15 protein-coding genes are annotated in these 16116 nt (G+C 44.3%); 7 read left to right on the forward strand and 8 right to left on the reverse strand.

Going from position 1 to position 16116, the window contains the following annotated elements:
- Positions 1-74 precede the first annotated feature (74 nt).
- From F893_RS04400 to F893_RS04410, 3 genes are all read left to right on the forward strand, one after another.
- On the forward strand, positions 75-980 hold the full coding sequence (locus tag F893_RS04400; protein ID WP_005250588.1) for a DMT family transporter: 906 nt from the start codon (positions 75-77) through the stop codon (positions 978-980).
- Between the two features lie 181 nt (positions 981-1161).
- A complete protein-coding gene (locus tag F893_RS04405) occupies positions 1162-2097 on the forward strand; it encodes a cation diffusion facilitator family transporter (RefSeq protein WP_005250591.1) in 936 nt (311 codons plus the stop codon).
- 406 nt (positions 2098-2503) lie between these two features.
- Complete coding sequence (locus F893_RS04410) at positions 2504-3559, forward strand: MBL fold metallo-hydrolase (RefSeq protein ID WP_005250593.1); 1056 nt, start codon at positions 2504-2506, stop codon at positions 3557-3559.
- On the opposite strand, the gene F893_RS04415 is transcribed toward F893_RS04410, so the two are convergent.
- Both F893_RS04415 and F893_RS04420 read right to left on the reverse strand, forming a co-directional pair.
- On the reverse strand, positions 3556-4035 hold the full coding sequence (locus F893_RS04415) for a thiol-disulfide oxidoreductase DCC family protein (RefSeq protein WP_005250596.1): 480 nt from the start codon (positions 4033-4035) through the stop codon (positions 3556-3558). The two genes, F893_RS04410 and F893_RS04415, sit on opposite strands and share 4 nt — an antisense overlap.
- A 95-nt stretch (positions 4036-4130) precedes the next feature.
- Positions 4131-5651 carry a catalase gene (locus tag F893_RS04420; protein ID WP_005250598.1) on the reverse strand — a complete coding sequence of 507 codons (1521 nt, stop codon included), beginning with the start codon at positions 5649-5651 and terminating at the stop codon, positions 4131-4133.
- 136 nt (positions 5652-5787) lie between these two features.
- On the opposite strand from F893_RS04420, the gene F893_RS04425 reads away from it, so the two are divergent.
- On the forward strand, positions 5788-6756 hold the full coding sequence (locus tag F893_RS04425; RefSeq protein ID WP_081398964.1) for an IS30 family transposase: 969 nt from the start codon (positions 5788-5790) through the stop codon (positions 6754-6756).
- Between the two features lie 605 nt (positions 6757-7361).
- Positions 7362-7541 (forward strand): DUF7230 family protein, encoded by a 180-nt coding sequence (locus F893_RS04430; RefSeq protein ID WP_004729442.1) that lies wholly within the window; start codon positions 7362-7364, stop codon positions 7539-7541.
- Here F893_RS04430 and F893_RS04435 read toward each other — a convergent pair.
- From F893_RS04435 to F893_RS04445, 3 genes are all read right to left on the reverse strand, one after another.
- Positions 7538-8038, reverse strand: coding sequence for a hypothetical protein (locus tag F893_RS04435; RefSeq protein ID WP_005245903.1), 501 nt, complete (start codon positions 8036-8038; stop codon positions 7538-7540). The two genes, F893_RS04430 and F893_RS04435, sit on opposite strands and share 4 nt — an antisense overlap.
- A gap of 42 nt (positions 8039-8080) precedes the next feature.
- Positions 8081-10378, reverse strand: coding sequence for a phosphoenolpyruvate--protein phosphotransferase (gene ptsP, locus F893_RS04440; protein WP_005250601.1), 2298 nt, complete (start codon positions 10376-10378; stop codon positions 8081-8083).
- An 89-nt stretch (positions 10379-10467) separates the two neighbouring features.
- Positions 10468-10950: an RNA pyrophosphohydrolase gene (locus F893_RS04445; RefSeq protein WP_004278502.1), complete on the reverse strand. Its 483-nt coding sequence runs from the start codon at positions 10948-10950 to the stop codon at positions 10468-10470.
- 182 nt (positions 10951-11132) lie between these two features.
- Here F893_RS04445 and F893_RS04450 point away from each other — a divergent pair, with 182 nt between their 5' ends.
- Both F893_RS04450 and F893_RS04455 read left to right on the forward strand, forming a co-directional pair.
- The gene (locus F893_RS04450; protein WP_005250603.1) at positions 11133-11783 is read left to right on the forward strand and encodes an HAD family hydrolase; all 651 of its coding nucleotides are present in this window, start codon (positions 11133-11135) and stop codon (positions 11781-11783) included.
- A gap of 160 nt (positions 11784-11943) precedes the next feature.
- Complete coding sequence (locus F893_RS04455; protein WP_004278500.1) at positions 11944-12192, forward strand: DUF2789 family protein; 249 nt, start codon at positions 11944-11946, stop codon at positions 12190-12192.
- Positions 12193-12240: 48 nt separating this feature from the next.
- Here the strand turns inward: F893_RS04455 and ovoA are convergent, their stop codons facing one another.
- From ovoA to F893_RS04470, 3 genes are all read right to left on the reverse strand, one after another.
- Positions 12241-14415 carry a 5-histidylcysteine sulfoxide synthase gene (gene ovoA, locus F893_RS04460; RefSeq protein WP_005250606.1) on the reverse strand — a complete coding sequence of 725 codons (2175 nt, stop codon included), beginning with the start codon at positions 14413-14415 and terminating at the stop codon, positions 12241-12243.
- A 150-nt stretch (positions 14416-14565) separates the two neighbouring features.
- Positions 14566-15441 carry a LysR family transcriptional regulator gene (locus tag F893_RS04465; protein ID WP_004278498.1) on the reverse strand — a complete coding sequence of 292 codons (876 nt, stop codon included), beginning with the start codon at positions 15439-15441 and terminating at the stop codon, positions 14566-14568.
- A gap of 190 nt (positions 15442-15631) precedes the next feature.
- Positions 15632-15868: a DUF2061 domain-containing protein gene (locus F893_RS04470; protein ID WP_005107971.1), complete on the reverse strand. Its 237-nt coding sequence runs from the start codon at positions 15866-15868 to the stop codon at positions 15632-15634.
- Positions 15869-16116 lie beyond the last annotated feature (248 nt).

Below are 16116 nucleotides of genomic sequence, written 5' to 3' on the forward strand. Positions count from 1 at the left end.
TCTCAGCATGAATTCGCTATACGCTATTTTTGAAGTTGCTGATCCAGAACTTCTTGGCCTCGTTTAGGAGACTTATGAGTTCTTCATCTTCATTGCCGGTCACGGCAAGTATTTACGCTTTATTGGTGCTGATCTGGGCGGCAACGCCACTGGCGATTGTCTGGAGCGTGGCCGAGATTCACCCGATGTGGGTGCTGATCATTCGCTATTTTGGTGCCTCGATTATTGCGTTGTTCCTGTTGAAAATCATGCGCGACCCGCTGCCTTTTGACCGCACTTCAATGAAAAGTTATCTGGCAGGCAGTTTGAATTTAATCGGCGCGCAGCTGTTTATTTATCTGGCGGCCAATTATCTGACCTCAGGATTGATGGCACTGATTTTTGGTTTTTCACCGCTGATCGCCGGTTTAATCGGACATATGATTTTAAAAACCCATAAATTGATCTGGCTGCAATGGCTCGGCATGGCAGTGGCCGTCGCTGGTTTGTGTTTTGTTTTCGCCGACTCGGCAGATAGCAAGATTAATCCTTGGGGTGTAGTACTGATGCTGATCAGTATGGTGTCTTATATCAGCTCAATCTTCTGGGTTAAACAGATTAGTGCACCCTTGAGTCCGATGTCGCAAGCGACGGGGTCATTGCTGGTCTCCGCGGCTGGTTCAGTCATTTTAGTGCCATTTATCTGGCAACATATGCCAACTCAGTTGCCTAGCACACAGGCAATGATCGGTTTTGTATTTACCATGATCATGTCTTCAATTGTGGCAATGCTGTGCTATTTCTGGCTGATTCGCCGTCTAAATGCTTCGACCGTTTCATTGAGTAATGTGATGACGCCGGTGATCGCTCTGGTATTGGGAGCAACCTTAAATCATGAAATTATCAGCAGTCATGCTTTTGCGGGAATTGCTGTGGTGATTTTCGGGATCATCATGTATTTCTGGAAAGAGTGGCGCGAGCAGTATTTTTCCAAGCATTAAAACTGTAAAAACCAAAAGGGCGAAAGCCCTTTTATTATTTTAGTGGAGAGTAAAGTGATTCAACAACGTGAGAGATCACGACTAAGCAACAATTTGTAAAACAACTTTCAAAAATAAATGATTAAGATTTTGATACATAAATCATTCAAGCTTGCACAAGCTTATTTAGGACAGTGTCAGGATGTCTGAATCCAATAAAATCGTAGTTTATGCAGCCCTGTTTGGTAATCTGGCGATTGCGCTGGTGAAATTTGTTGCGTCCTATATAACCAATAGTTCTGCCATGTTCAGTGAGGCAATTCATTCCGTAGTAGATACCTTGAATGAAATTTTACTGTTATATGGCATGAAAAAATCAGAAAAACCGGCAAATGCCAAACATCCTTTTGGTTATGGGCGTGAACTGTATTTTTGGGCCTTTATTGTGGCACTGATGGTTTTTGCCCTGGGTGCGATTGTGTCCATCTATCAAGGGATACAGCATATTCTTCAGCCTGAAGTCATGCAGGATCCATTGATCAATTATATTGTGCTGGGTCTGGCGATTCTTTTTGAAGGATTTTCATGGTCAGTGGCTTTAAAAACCTTTCGTAAACAAAAGGGAAATCTGGGATATTTTGAAGCCTTTCGACACAGTAAAGATCCAACGACCTTTACCGTGTTATTTGAAGATACTGCCGCCCTGGTCGGCTTGGTGATTGCTCTGGTCGGTATCTTTCTGGCGCATCAACTGAATATTCCTGAATTGGACGGTGCCGCATCGATTTTAATTGGTATTGTTCTGGCGGTTTCTGCCTGGTTTCTGGCACGTGAAACCAAAGGTTTGTTAATGGGTGAAACGGCAGATCCAAAACTGCGTGAAGATGTATTGAACATTGCTCAACAGGATGCGGCCGTTTTCAGCGCCAATGGGGTATTGACTGAGCAGATGGGCGCTCAGCAAGTCATTGCATCATTGAGTCTGGAATTTAAAGATGATTTAACTTCTGATGAAATTGAAGCCTGTGTCAACCGGATCGAAGCGCAGATTAAACAGCTGCACCCGGAAATTATTGCTTTATTTGTGAAACCCCAAACCAAGGCCGTATGGCTGGAACGAACTCAAGGTCGTGTATAAAGATCTAAAAAACGCTTGAGGTTGGTATTTTGATCTCAACTTGCCTTTCTCGCACAATTGATGTGATGATACTGAGGTATGGCGAATTTCATCATAAAATCATCAATGGGCAGACATGCTTTTGTCAGCATGGGCTTATAAATATTGAGTATCATTTTGTATTTTTAGACAGAAGGACAAGAGCAATATTTTTCTAGATAATCCAAGACTTCAGCCAGCCATAAGGCCGATGAAATGCCATTTTTTTGCTAAAAATAACAAAAACATACATGATTTTCTGTGACGGATTTCATATTATGTTGCAGTGTGCCTGTTTTTAGTTTGTATGCTCATTAAAAGATGCACCGCTTGACCATTTCAAGAGGTTGTTGTCTTGCATATAGCGAATAATAAATAGTGGATGTTTATGCAAGATCTTCTCAAAACTAAAAAATTCCAGTTAATCACGGAATCCAGTTGGAAACATCTCTGGTCTAAGCCAGTGTTTGAGTATCTGCATTCAGATCATTTCGACGGAAAACAGTTTCGTAATCTTGAGCATGCATCTCTATCGCGCGGTCGCTTTGATTTATATAAATGGCTCATTACCCGAAAATCCAAGACCTGGAATGTTAATCTTGACGAGGAACGTGCCGAGTTTTTTTCTCGTCCGCGCGCATTGCCACAGCAACGTCCAGATGCAGCTCTGGATGACTGGCAAGTCTGGTTTATTGGTCACGCCACCACATTAATTCAGATCGGCCCCTATAATTTCCTGACCGACCCGGTCTGGGCTGAATATGCCAGTCCATCGGCTTCCACAGGGCCGCAGCGGGTCATTCCGGCTGGCATTGCTCTGGATGAGTTACCCCAGATTGATGCGGTACTGCTCAGCCATAACCATTATGATCATATGGATCTGGCCAGTCTGGAATGGCTGCACAACACTTTTGAGATGCCGATTTATACTGGTCTGGGTAATGCCTGGTATTTGCCAGAACATTATACCGTGCATGAAATGGACTGGTGGGAAAATGCCTTTTTTGAAGAGATCCGGATTGTCTATACGCCGGCCCAACATGCCTCAGGGCGCGGCATGCGCGATCAGAACTGCGCACTTTGGGGAGGCTTTTCTTTATTACATGGCAAGGAGCATTGTTTCTTTGCCGGAGATAGTGGTTACGCTTCGCACTTTAAAGAAATCCGTAAACGTCTGGGTGCACCGCGGATTGCCTTACTCCCGATTGGAGCGTATGAGCCGCGTGAACTGATGCGCGCGATCCATATGAATCCGGAAGATGCCTTTCATGCCCATCATGACTTACAGGCCAAATGTTCACTGGCGATTCATTACCGTACTTTTCAGCTCACGGATGAAGACCGGGATGCACCGGAACATGAGTTACATGAGATCATCAAGCATTCTTCCAAGTTGATTAATCCATTTTACTGCATACGGGAAGGCAAGCGGATCATTGTTTAAGCACTTCCTGCTGTTCCTGTGGGATGCGTTGAATGGCCAACACGGACAGCTTCTTCCAGAAAATGGTGTTTATTTTCGCTAGATGGAATCAGGCAATAATCAGTTTTACCAAATAGTTGGTAGCGCTTTAAAGCAACGCCACGATACAGAAAGTCGCGGATAAAACGCGGCACTAAATAGCCTGTACTCATTAAATTCAACGGAAAACCGAGATGCTGCATGACTTTTAACAGGGCAGTGGATTCGGTATAAAGTGTGCCAGCTTGGATGACGAGCATCGTGCTGTAATGTGCAGTGGACATCTGGTAATGTTCGAGCAGTGCTGTACCTAAAGGCGATTGGGCAGAGACCAGTTTAAACTGAATCTTTTTATCGTATTTAATCAGAAACCGTGTCCAGCCATTGCAGATTACGCAAACAGCATCAAATAAAACAATGTCGTGTTGTTGAATGATGTCTTCAATATTTGGATGCATTGTTGTATTTCTTTTTGTGCCAGCTTGTTTCTATAGTGCTTGATGCTGCAATAAAAAACCACCCGAAGGTGGTTTCTATACATGTCTAAACTGGCTTAGAGAAAGCTAGGCAAACCTTTGGCTGGATCGCTTTCACGTGCTGCTTGGGCATCTGCTACAGTCATACCTAAGGCCTTAGCAACGCCTTGCCCATAAGCTGGATCGCAAGCGTAACAGTTGCGGATGTGACGGTATTTAATGAAATCTAGCGCATCACCCATCGCTCCGGCCGTGTTATTAAACAGAGCCTGTTTCTGCTGGTCATTCATCAGGTTAAACAGGGCGCGTGGCTGGCTGAAGTAATCATTGTCATCTTCACGGAAATCCCAGAAATCGGCATCACCGGTGATTTTCAGTGGCGGTTCTCTGAATTCCGGTTGTTCCTGCCACTGGCTAAAACTGTTCGGCTCGTAATGTGGCAATGAACCATAGTTGCCATCCATGCGGCCTTGACCATCACGGCGGTTCGAATGTACAGGACAACGTGCAGCATTGACTGGAACCTGTGAATGATTCACGCCAACACGGTAACGCGCTGCGTCGGCATAGTTCACTAAACGTGCCTGTAACATACGGTCCGGTGAGTAGCTGATACCCGGTACAAGATTGCTTGGTGCAAAGGCTGCTTGTTCTACATCCTGGAAATAGTTTTCCGGATTGCGGTTCAGTTCGAATTCACCGACTTCAATCAGTGGATAATCGCCCTTTGGCCAGACTTTGGTCAGGTCAAATGGATGATAAGGCACTGTTTCGGCTTCCAGTTCCGGCATGATCTGAACGTACATTTTCCATTTTGGATAGTCACCACGTTCGATGGCATCAAACAGGTCGGTCTGGCTGCTTTCACGGTCTTTGGCGATCAAGTCTGCAGCTTCAGCATCGGTCAGGTTCTGGATGCCTTGCTGGGTACGCATATGGAATTTTACCCAGAAGCGTTCATTTTTGGCATTGATAAAACTGAAGGTGTGACTGCCAAAACCATGCATATGACGGTAACCGGTCGGAATCCCGCGGTCGGACATGACAATGGTCACTTGATGCAAAGCTTCAGGCAACAGTGTCCAGAAATCCCAGTTATTGGTGGCGCTGCGCTTGTTGGTTTTCGGGTCGCGTTTGACTGCTTTATTCAGGTCAGGGAACTTGCGCGCATCCCGCAGGAAAAACACCGGGGTGTTATTGCCGACCAGATCCCAGTTGCCTTCTTCAGTATAGAATTTTAAGGCAAAACCGCGAATATCGCGTTCCGCATCGGCCGCACCACGTTCACCCGCCACTGTTGAGAAACGGGCAAACATTTCGGTTTTTTTGCCGACTTCAGAGAAAATTTTAGCGCGGCTATATTGGGTAATATCATTGGTCACGGTAAAGATACCAAAAGCACCTGAACCTTTGGCATGCATACGACGCTCTGGAATCACTTCGCGGACAAAGTTGGCCAGTTTTTCATTCAGCCATAAATCCTGGGCAAGTAAAGGTCCACGCGCACCTGCCGTCATACTGTTCTGGTTGTCGACCACAGGGGCACCAGCTTCAGTGGTCAGGTGGGTGACAGGGCATTTTTTAAAATCTTGGCTCATCTTTCCTCTCCAAGTTTTGAATATCGGCAGAGTAAAACTTGAAGTGCGACATAAACCACCTAATTAATTTAAAGGGTTTATGGAGTATATAAAATTGTCATACCATCATCTTAACTTTGAAGATCGTACTGCATTAATGCTTGAGTCAAGAAAAGAAGGCTTTTCAGCCAGAAAATTTGCTGAACTCATTAAAAGACATCCTAGTACGATCTATCGTGAGCTTAAAAGAAATAGCATCAATGACGTTTATCAAGCTCAATATGCTTCTGATAACACCTTCGCTAGACGTAGACGTGGTCACAGAAAACTCAAAATCGATTCAATCCTCTGGAAATTTATTGTTGAAGCGATCCGTTGTTTATGGTCTCCTCAGCAAATAGCAAAGCGTTTAAAGACATTTCCTGATTTGGATCAAACAATGAATGTAAGCCATACAACGATTTATTCAACGATACGAGCATTACCAAAGGGTGAGTTGAAAAAAGACTTATTATCCTGTCTGCGTCATGAAAATAAAAAGCGAAAAGCTAACGGTGAACCTAAAAAAGATTCTATATTACAGGATATTAAAACTATTCATGAGCGCCCAGCCGAAGTTCAAGAAAGAAAAATACCGGGTCATTGGGAAGCTGATTTAATTAAAGGTAAAGACAATAAAAGTTCGATAGCAACACTTATTGAACGAAATACACGGCTCTGTATCTTGGCAACATTACCTGATGCAAAGGCAGAATCAGTGCGCAAGGCTTTAACTGAAGCTCTGAAATATTTACCTGCAGAACTGCGTAAAACGTTGACCTATGACCGTGGACGCGAGATGGCAGAACATAAAATACTTGAAGAAGATTTAGGCATAGATGTATATTTCTGTGACCCACATTCACCCTGGCAAAAAGGCACATGCGAAAATATGAATGGTTTAATTAGGCAATATTTACCTAAAGGGATTGATTTAAATCAGGCAGATCAGCATTATTTAAATCAAGTTGCCATGTCACTGAATACTCGTCCTAGAAAAGCGTTAGATTGGCTTACACCATTAGAGAAATTTGCTCAGCTTGTTGATTATCATAAGACTTTTCAAACTGTCGCACCTCATGTTTGAATTCGCCATCTTATGTCGTTTACCTAGTATTCATAAAATATTGAGATATATGCTAATCAGATCAGGTTTCGCTATATTTACAATATCTTTAAATAAAGGGTGTTACAGCACAAAACGGAATTCAGGGTATAATTGAGTGAGCTCACTCAAAAAATATTTTTAAATTTAATAAAGTTTAAAATGTTGAAAATTAAATGGTTACTCTTAAAAAGTAACGGGTTTTCCACTCTGTGACAATATCAAATTCTATATATTTTGAATAACTCGAATAATGAATGGGATTAAACGAAAATAACAATATCTAAGTCCATAATATGTTTTTATCAAAGGATAAAAATAATAAGTGAAAAGTATCATTTAAAATACAATTTTATAACTGATTTATTTTAAATGGTTTTTTAATTAAGTTTTGTTGGTCTGAAGAAACCCATAAAAATAATGAATGGAATAAGGGTGTTTTCTGGCTATAGCTCGCATTTTTGCATACAGAAAATCCTATCCAGATGGTCTTTATTTTTAAAAAAGCATTGGCAAATATGCTTGAAAATTAATCAGTCGGCCCTATAATTATCTCACTCCTTCCTCAAAATCACATAGAGAGTAAAATGGCCAAGAAAAAAACAGCCGAGCAGGTGGTGATCCACAATTTTGTGGCAAAACACATGCATGAAGTCAACAAAAGCCAGGTCTTTGTAGACCGAAAGAAAAATGCAAAACGTGGCTACAACAAGCACAGACAAGGGCGATATTCCATGGAAGATCGCCCTTTTTTAATGGCCGCTTAAGGTCTGTAAGGTGGCTGGGGACGACGTGGGGGCTGCTTAGGATTAGTTTTAACTGGAGAGAGCGGGGCGACAGGTCGGTTGTTACGAGTTTGCGAATATTGATTTGGATACCGGGATGATGTTGTCGATTCATCCGCGATTAAGTCATTAAAGAATTTATTGAGTTTGCTTTGCACTGGTGCTTTGTGGTGAGGGGAATGAGGCTGTGGTCTGGCCTGCTGAAAACTGGCAAATTGATCTTTTTGTTGGTGATAGAGTCTGGCAGCAATGACGGAGGGGTCATCTCTGCCTAAACGCCGCCGTTGCGATGCCGAAATTTCAATGCCCAATAATGGAGTCATTTTAGGCCGATCGGCATAGCTCATTGCTCGATTGCTGGCGGGGCGTATATAAGATGAACCGGAATTATGAGCTTCTTTGCGGGCAGCCAAGGCCGGTGCAAGAATGACCACATAGAACACCGCAACAATCATGAACAGGATGACCAGAAATTCCATAACCACCTCTACCACTGTCGAGGGACTGGAAAAAGTCCCGTATTAGGCACTCACCATACGTGATGCAGATTTCACCATATCCCCTAAACCATGGGTTCTGAAATAATATTCTAACCAGCTTTTTACCATGAGCGGATTGTCCATTTTTAACACATGTTGCAGCAATTCTTGTGCATCACTCATCGGAACATGACAAATGGTTTTACGTACCCGCAAAATATTACTGGAACTCATCGACAGGGTATTAAAGCCCATGGCCATGAGCAAAACTGCAGACAGCGGATCGCCCGCCATTTCACCGCAGATACTGACCGGTTTTTCATTACGATGACAGTCCTGCACCAGACGGGTCAGGGCACGCAGTACTGCAGGGTGTAAATGTGAATAGACATTGGCTACCCGTGGATTATTGCGATCCACAGCCAACAGATATTGGGTCAGATCGTTGGAGCCGACCGAGAAGAAATCCACCAGTTCGGAAAATTCATCAATCTGATGAAGCACACTCGGCACTTCCACCATGATGCCGAGTTTTGGTTTATTTACCTTGACCTGTTCTTCTTCTTGAATCGCCGCATGGTCACGTTCCAGCAGATAGAGCGCTTCCTCGACCTCGCTGACACTGGTCACCATCGGCAGCAGAATATGCAGGTTATTCAGTCCGATACTGGCTTTGAGCATGGCGCGAATCTGTGAAGAAAAAATTTCCGGATGATCCAGGGTAAAACGAATGCCACGCCAGCCGAGTGCCGAGTTTTCTTCTTCAATCGAGAAATACGGCAGGTCTTTGTCTGCACCAATGTCCAACGTTCGCATCACCACCGGTTTATTGGCAAAGTGACTGAGCTGCTGACGATAAATCGCACGTTGTTCTTCCTCGCCCGGGAAGCGGTCACGCAACATAAACGGAATTTCAGAACGGTATAAACCGACACCTTTGGCACCACGCTGCACGCCACGCACCACATCAATCATCAGGCCGGTGTTGACGTAGAGTTTGACCGCCACGCCATCCGGGGTAATCGCATCTTTGGTTTCGTACTGGCGCAGATCTTTAGCAAGCTGTTCTTCTTCTTTTTGAATTTCTTTATAGCGACTGCGCAGGCGACGTGGGGGATTAATAAAGACCCGGCCCTGATGTGCATCGACAATCATCTCTACATCATCGAGGGTGTTGATCGGCAGTTCGGTCACGCCGACCACGGTCGGAATACCAAGAGCACGCGCCACAATCACCATATGTGAGTTCATGGCGCCTTCGGTAGTGACAATCGCGGCAATTTTATCTACAGGTAGTTCAACCAGTGCAGCCGTCGAAATTTCCTCACCAATCAGAATACTTTCATCGGTCAATTCACGGTGACTGGCATCGGCTTCCTGTAAGCGCGCCAGAATACGGCGGCCCAGATCTTTTAAGTCCGCTACCCGCTCACGTAAATAATCATCTTCCATTTGGGAAAATTGTGCCACATGATTGTCAATAACAATTCGCACGGCGCCTTGTGCCCAGTGACCTTCACGAATAAAAGCCTTGATTTCTGCAGGCAGGGCATTTTCATCCAGCATACGCAAGAACACGCTAAACAGTGCGCGTTCCTCGGCCATTAACGCATCCTGCATTTTGTCATCCAGTGACTGGATTTCTTCACGGACTGAATTTAGCGCGTTATCTAAGAGCTGCAGTTCTTCGCTGATGTCATCTGCTTCACGGTCAGGGACTGCGGCAAGATCTGCTGGCGGATAGAGAATCACTGCACGACCTAAGGCAATGCCACCGGAGCCAGAAACTCCCTGAAAGGTTTTATAGGCGGGCAGGTTGCTCGGCTTACGGAATACATCGATATTGCCAACGGCATGGGCATGGGCGATGACGCCAGAAAGCTGCGCGCAGAGTGTGACCAGAAAGGATTCAGCAGCTTCAGAAAAGTCCTGTGATTCTTTATTCTGAACCACCAGTACACCCATGACCTTACGGCGGTACATCACCGGCACACCGAGGAAGGAGTTATAAATTTCCTCACCGGTTTCAGGTAAAAACAGGAAGCGCTCATGTTTAGGGGCATTGTCCAGATTGACAATTTCTTCACGTTGTCCAACCAGGCCCACCAGACCCTCACCGGTCTGCAAAGACACATGGCCGACAGATTCTGCATTCAGGCCTTTAGACGCCATGAGCAGATAACGCTGATTGCGTTCATCGAGGAGATAGATCGAGCAGACATCAACCTGCATGGCCTCGGCCACATGCTTGACCATAATGTCGAGTGATTCATGCAAACTGGTGGACGCATTGATCTCCTGAACAATACGTCTCAAGGTGTCCAGTTGCATATTCGACATAAGGTCTGCTCCGTCTATTCAGAATTTCAGTGATTAAGTTTATTTATAACAATAGCCGCGTAAAAAATCTGCATTATTTATGCGATTTTTTAAGGTTTTTGCTGGGGTAGTTGCTGACACAACTCCACCAGGGCTTTGCGGTAAACATCACGTTTGAAATTCACGACTTGACCGAGTGGGTACCAGTAACTGACCCATTGCCATTGATCAAATTCGGGCGGATCAGACAGATTCAACTGAATATGCTGAACGGGGGCCGTGAGTTTGAGTAAAAACCACTTTTGTTTTTGACCGATACAGACCGGATCAGAGTCCGTACGAATGTATCGATGCGGCAAACGATAGCGCAACCAGCCTTTGGTTTGCGCGACTATCTGGACGTGTTCGGGCAATAAGCCAACTTCTTCTCTCAGCTCACGATAGAGTGCCTGCTCAGGGGTTTCTCCATATTGGATTCCGCCTTGTGGAAATTGCCATGCATTATGACCAATGCGTTTTGCCCATAAAACCTGTCCAGCATCGTTTGCCAAAATGATCCCGACATTCGGTCGGAAACCTTCAGAGTCGATCATTTGGCTACCTAAAAATTGTTTAATTTATGCCTTTGCCATCGGGGAGCATTATTTCGTTATCCAACTCGAAAAAAGCAAAGTTTAAAAATGTTAAAATTGCTATGATCTTAACGAATTTCTATCGACTAGCGGAGATAGATTTACAATTTTTTTCTTAAATTTCAGTTTTAACGAGTATTTTCATGAAATTGGCGCTATTTGATCTCGATCACACCTTGTTAAACACGGATTCGGATCATTCTTGGGGAGAGTTTTTGGTCAGTGAGGGCCTGGTCGATCCAGTTCAGCATCGCGCCATGAATGACAAGTTCTATGACGATTATAAAAAAGGTCAGCTGGATCCTTATGCCTATAATGAATTTGTGTTCCAGTTTCTGACCAAACATGACAATCATTATTTGACTGAATTACATCAACTGTTCATGCAAAAAGTCATTCGTCCACAAATGCGTCCTGAAGGTTTTAAAGCCATTGAGCGCCACCGTGAAGCAGGGCATGCCTTAGTGGGGATTACCGCAACTTCAGACTTTATTACCGCACCCATTTTTCGTGAATTCGGAATTACTGAAATTATTGCCACCAATGCTGAAGTCATTGATGGGAAATATACTGGTAAAGTCATCAATACCGCATGCTATCAGCAAGGCAAGCTGGTGCGTCTGGAACAATGGCTGGAAGGCCGCGACGTAACCGAGTCTTGGGCTTATTCAGATTCTATTAATGACCGTTTCTTGCTGGAATATGCGGATCATGCGATTGCAGTCAATCCGGATGATCGCTTGGAAACTTTAGCCCAAGAACAGGGTTGGAAAATACAGGACTGGTCGATCTAATCACTCCGAACTCATTGATGTGATTATTAAGTACAACTTCGGTTGTGCTTTTTATTTGCCTCATTTGAATATTAATGTTTTTTCACAGTCCAGCTGAATCAGACATGCTATGCTCGAAAAACAGGACATGATAACAATAGTAGATTCTGAGGTATGAGATATGACTCACGTTCGACCACGTATGACACATCTGTTCCAACAGCTTGGCTTGGATGCCAGTGCAGAAGGTATTGAAACATTTATTCACGAGCATCAATTGCATAAAGATCTGACTTTACTGGATGCGCCGTATTGGTCAGAGGCACAACGTCAATTTTTAAGCGAGAAAATAGCCTCTGATGGCGAATGGGCGATTGTGGTAGATCAACTCAATGAATCCTTGCATGAAAATTCAACCAGTGAAGGATAAGATATAAAGCCAATCGTATGATTGGCTTTTTAGACTATGACCTTACCTTTAGCGAATCCGTTTCCAGATCGTGACTTGTGACAGGGTATGTTGATACTTTCTGGCCGTTTCTCGAATCACAAAAGGCACATCTTGGGGTTCGGCCACCAATTCAAAGTGCTGGGTTAAAATGTTGGAAATACCAGCCAAAGTCGTGATCTTTTCCCCATCCTGCTGAAAACCGCCCAGCCATTCGCTACGCGCCGTATGTTCTTCCAGCCAGGTATAGGGCGAACTCAGCATTAAAATTCCACCTATATTGATACGTTTATGAATCTGCAATAAAAAGTCTTTCGGATGATGCAGCCGGTCAATCAGGTTCGCTGCCAGAATAAAATCATAGTCGCTAAAATGTGCTTTCAGGTTGCAGGCATCGGCCTGAAAAAATTCCGTTTTTGACGCAAACTGTTCCAAAGCGACATCTTCAAGTGAACAGCTTTTTTCTTCGCTTAATTCACCTTCTAGCGGCAGCTGATAACGTACCCTATTGCCTTGAGCCAAATAGACTGCCTGCTGGATAAAACGTGCTGAGAAGTCCAGACCGGTCACCTGATCAAAATAGTGTGCCAGTTCAAAGCTGGCGCGGCCGGTAGCACAGCCAATATCTAAGGCACGATGACATGGCACTTGCTGAAAATAGGGTTGTGCCAGATCGACCAGTGTTTTGGCAAAATTAGCGATACCAAAATATTCGGGGCCGTACTGGAATTCCAGATATTGGGAGACCAGCTGGTCGCTTTCATAGTTCGAAGGGAAATGTTGCAGTGCCTGATCAGAGGCGACGTAGCGAAAACCAGCGTGCTGAAAGAAATGCCGTCTGAAGGCGTAGCGGGAACTATATAAAGCTTCATTGCCCGCCGAAATCCAGGAGCCACCTTTCATCAGGTTATGGCGACCGTCAAAGGTTGGTGTACTGAAATCATCATAAAGCGGATGCACCTGAAAACCCTGAAATGGATAGATCGGAGTTTCAGTCCACTGCCAGACATTGCCCTGAATATCATAAAAATCGCCCTGCTTGAAATGATCGACCGGACAGGAGCTGGTGCCGTATTTCAACTCGATATTGGCCTGTTCAGGGCTCGGTAAATCTGAATCCAGATCGGAAACTGCATACAGGCGATACCATTCATCTTCAGTCGGCAAGCGAATGGTTTTTCCCAGCAGTTGGGATTTCCACTGACAAAAGGCCTTGGCTTCATGATAATTCACTTCTACCGGCCAGTCCCAAGGCATCGGCACTTCTTCTAGCATCAATCGCAGTGACCAGCCTAATTCAGTTTTGCGCCAGAAACAGGGATGAGCAGCTTGTGAAAATTGCAGCCAGCCTAGACCTTCTTCACTCCAGTAGTGTTCGGTCTGATAGCCATCAGCTTCGACAAAGGCCAGAAATTCCTGATTCGATACCAGATATTTGGAGGCTGCAAAAGCTGCAACCTCGGCTTCATGCCGGCCGTATTCATTGTCCCAGCCATAAAATGGATGGTTAAAATCTTTCTGTAAATGCACTTTGCCTTCCGGCACATCCAGCAAAATATTATCCGGGGCCATGCCGGTAATAATATTGGCACGCCATTGCGGATGCTGGCGTACATGTTCCAAAGCATGCTGGCGGATCAGCACAGAAGAAGTTTCCAGATGGATCCGTTCATGTTCGATGTCCATGATGATGGTCCACCAAGGGTTTTGCCAGTTTAAGGGTAGAGTTAGCGGAGCATGTTCAAGGATGTTCAGGATCAGGGCGCGTACCTGATGCCGATAATCACGGACTTCCTGCACACTGGGCCAGTCATAGTGCACTTCATCCAGGTCATCCCAGCTCATCTCGTCTACACCGATCGCGAAGATACTTTCAAAATGCGGATTTACGCGTTCGCTAATTAGCTTGCTGAGCAGCAGTTTATTGACAAAAAAAGTGGCGGTATGGGCAAAATAAAAAATTAGCGGATGACGTAAAGTAATCGGCTTGATGAAAAATGCATCTTCATGTTTGAGGCATTCAAACAGTTGTTCATAGGTGTCAAAGGTGTTCAGGAAATATTCGCGCAGGCAGTGCCGGGCAGTCTGTTCATCGGCAAAATCAAGTGCCGGCGTGGGCAGCAGCATCGGTTTGGCCGAAAGCCACAGGCTGCTTGTATTGGTTTTATCTTGAGAGTGGGATTTTAAGGGAGAATCGAGCTGCATCCGTCAGGCTCCATCGAATAGTTTTAAGCATTCCTCTGCACTGCAAAAGAATGGAATTGTCTTAAAAATACTCGAAAGATATCGCCAGATGGGGTGTATTTAGGTAACAAAATGCTGCACCGTTTTGGATGCAGCATGTTCAGGAACGGCTTAAATAGACAGCGAGGCACCCTGCATGAGCTGAACCAGAGCCTGAGCTGCTTTGGACTGAGTACGACCGGGATGCCAGACCATGCCCAAACGACGGTTCATTTCCAGATTAATATCCAGCTGGTGCAGGTCATGATTGACCAAAGTTTTTGGCAGTACCGACCAGCCTAAGCCAATCGATACCAGCATCCGGATCGATTCCAGCGGATTGTTACTCATACTGACTTTCGGTTTGATGCCCTGTTTCTCAAATTCGGCCAAAGTAATTTGCGAGGTATAGGTCTGTGATGAGGGCAACAGGCTTGGATAGTCGAGCAAATCTTCCAGACACAGATTTTTTTGCTGCGCCAGCGGATGAAACGGTGCCACCACAAAGACTAGAGGATCATTCCAAATAGTCACATAATTCAGACGCGCATCACCCCGTGGCGGCAAGGTTAAAAATGCCAGTTCCAGATCGCCGGCAATCACTTGTTCATGCGCCTGCTCGGAATCGACAAAATGCACATCCAGAGTCACGTCAGGATATTCCTGAACATAACGGCGCAAATGACTCGGCAGATGATGCAGGCCAATATGATGACTGGTACCAATTTTTAGTTTGCCCTGTACCTGACCCTGTTCATGGCTCAAGGTATAATGAATATCACCGAGTTCATTCAGCCAGTTTTTCACTTTAGGCAACAGAGAGTGCGCCGCGTGGGTGGCCTGTACACCACGTCCGGCAGATTCAAACAGCTTGACCCCAAAGTATTCTTCCAGACTGTGAATACGTTTGGTGACAGCAGGCTGGGTAATGAAGAGCTGATCTGCGGCCAGAGAAATCGAACCGGTTTCCATGACTTTTACGAAGGCTTCAAAGGCTGCGAGATTCATCTTAACCACCTATAAAGAATTTTTATGTGTAAATATATTATTGTTATATTTTAAGAATAAATCAAAGCAAAATTAGCTCATCTATGTTGCAGTGCTGAATTACTATACATTTTCAAAGCCTTGGCATTTTTAAAACTAAAAAAGACCACCTATAAAGGTAGTCTTTTATCAGGAACCTCGACCGAAGAGTTTAGACGGTAATGTCCTCATTCTGCTGTTGGTTATTACGCTCCCAGATTTTTTCATGGAAGAAGAAAGCCACTGCCTGTACCGTTGGTTCTAATAAACTCAAGGCAATCGCCATCGTCAGACTGCCAGTCACCAAATAACCCACAATCATCGCTACGGTAATATGCATAATGTAGTAGCTGAAAGTCTTTTTAAACATGCGCTGGTTATTGTCTACAAAGCGTTGAATATGTGCCATGTCGAAGTTCCTCAAAATCATCATCTCTGTCGATGAAGAAATAATAATAATTCTCATTTAATTTGTAAAAACGAATATTTTTAATAAATTAATCGGAAAATTAGATTGATGAAAATAAAGTGAAAGTCTGATTTGATTCAGCTTTTAAAAGATTCCAAAAAGTTTTTTAACTGATAAAAATGATAAATTAGATTTATGTGATTGCAGCGATATAATCAAAATCAGAGAAAGAATTTACCCAGTCCAGT

It is taken from the genome of Acinetobacter sp. CIP 102136 (assembly GCF_000369685.1).
Lineage (GTDB): Bacteria > Pseudomonadota > Gammaproteobacteria > Pseudomonadales > Moraxellaceae > Acinetobacter > Acinetobacter fasciculus.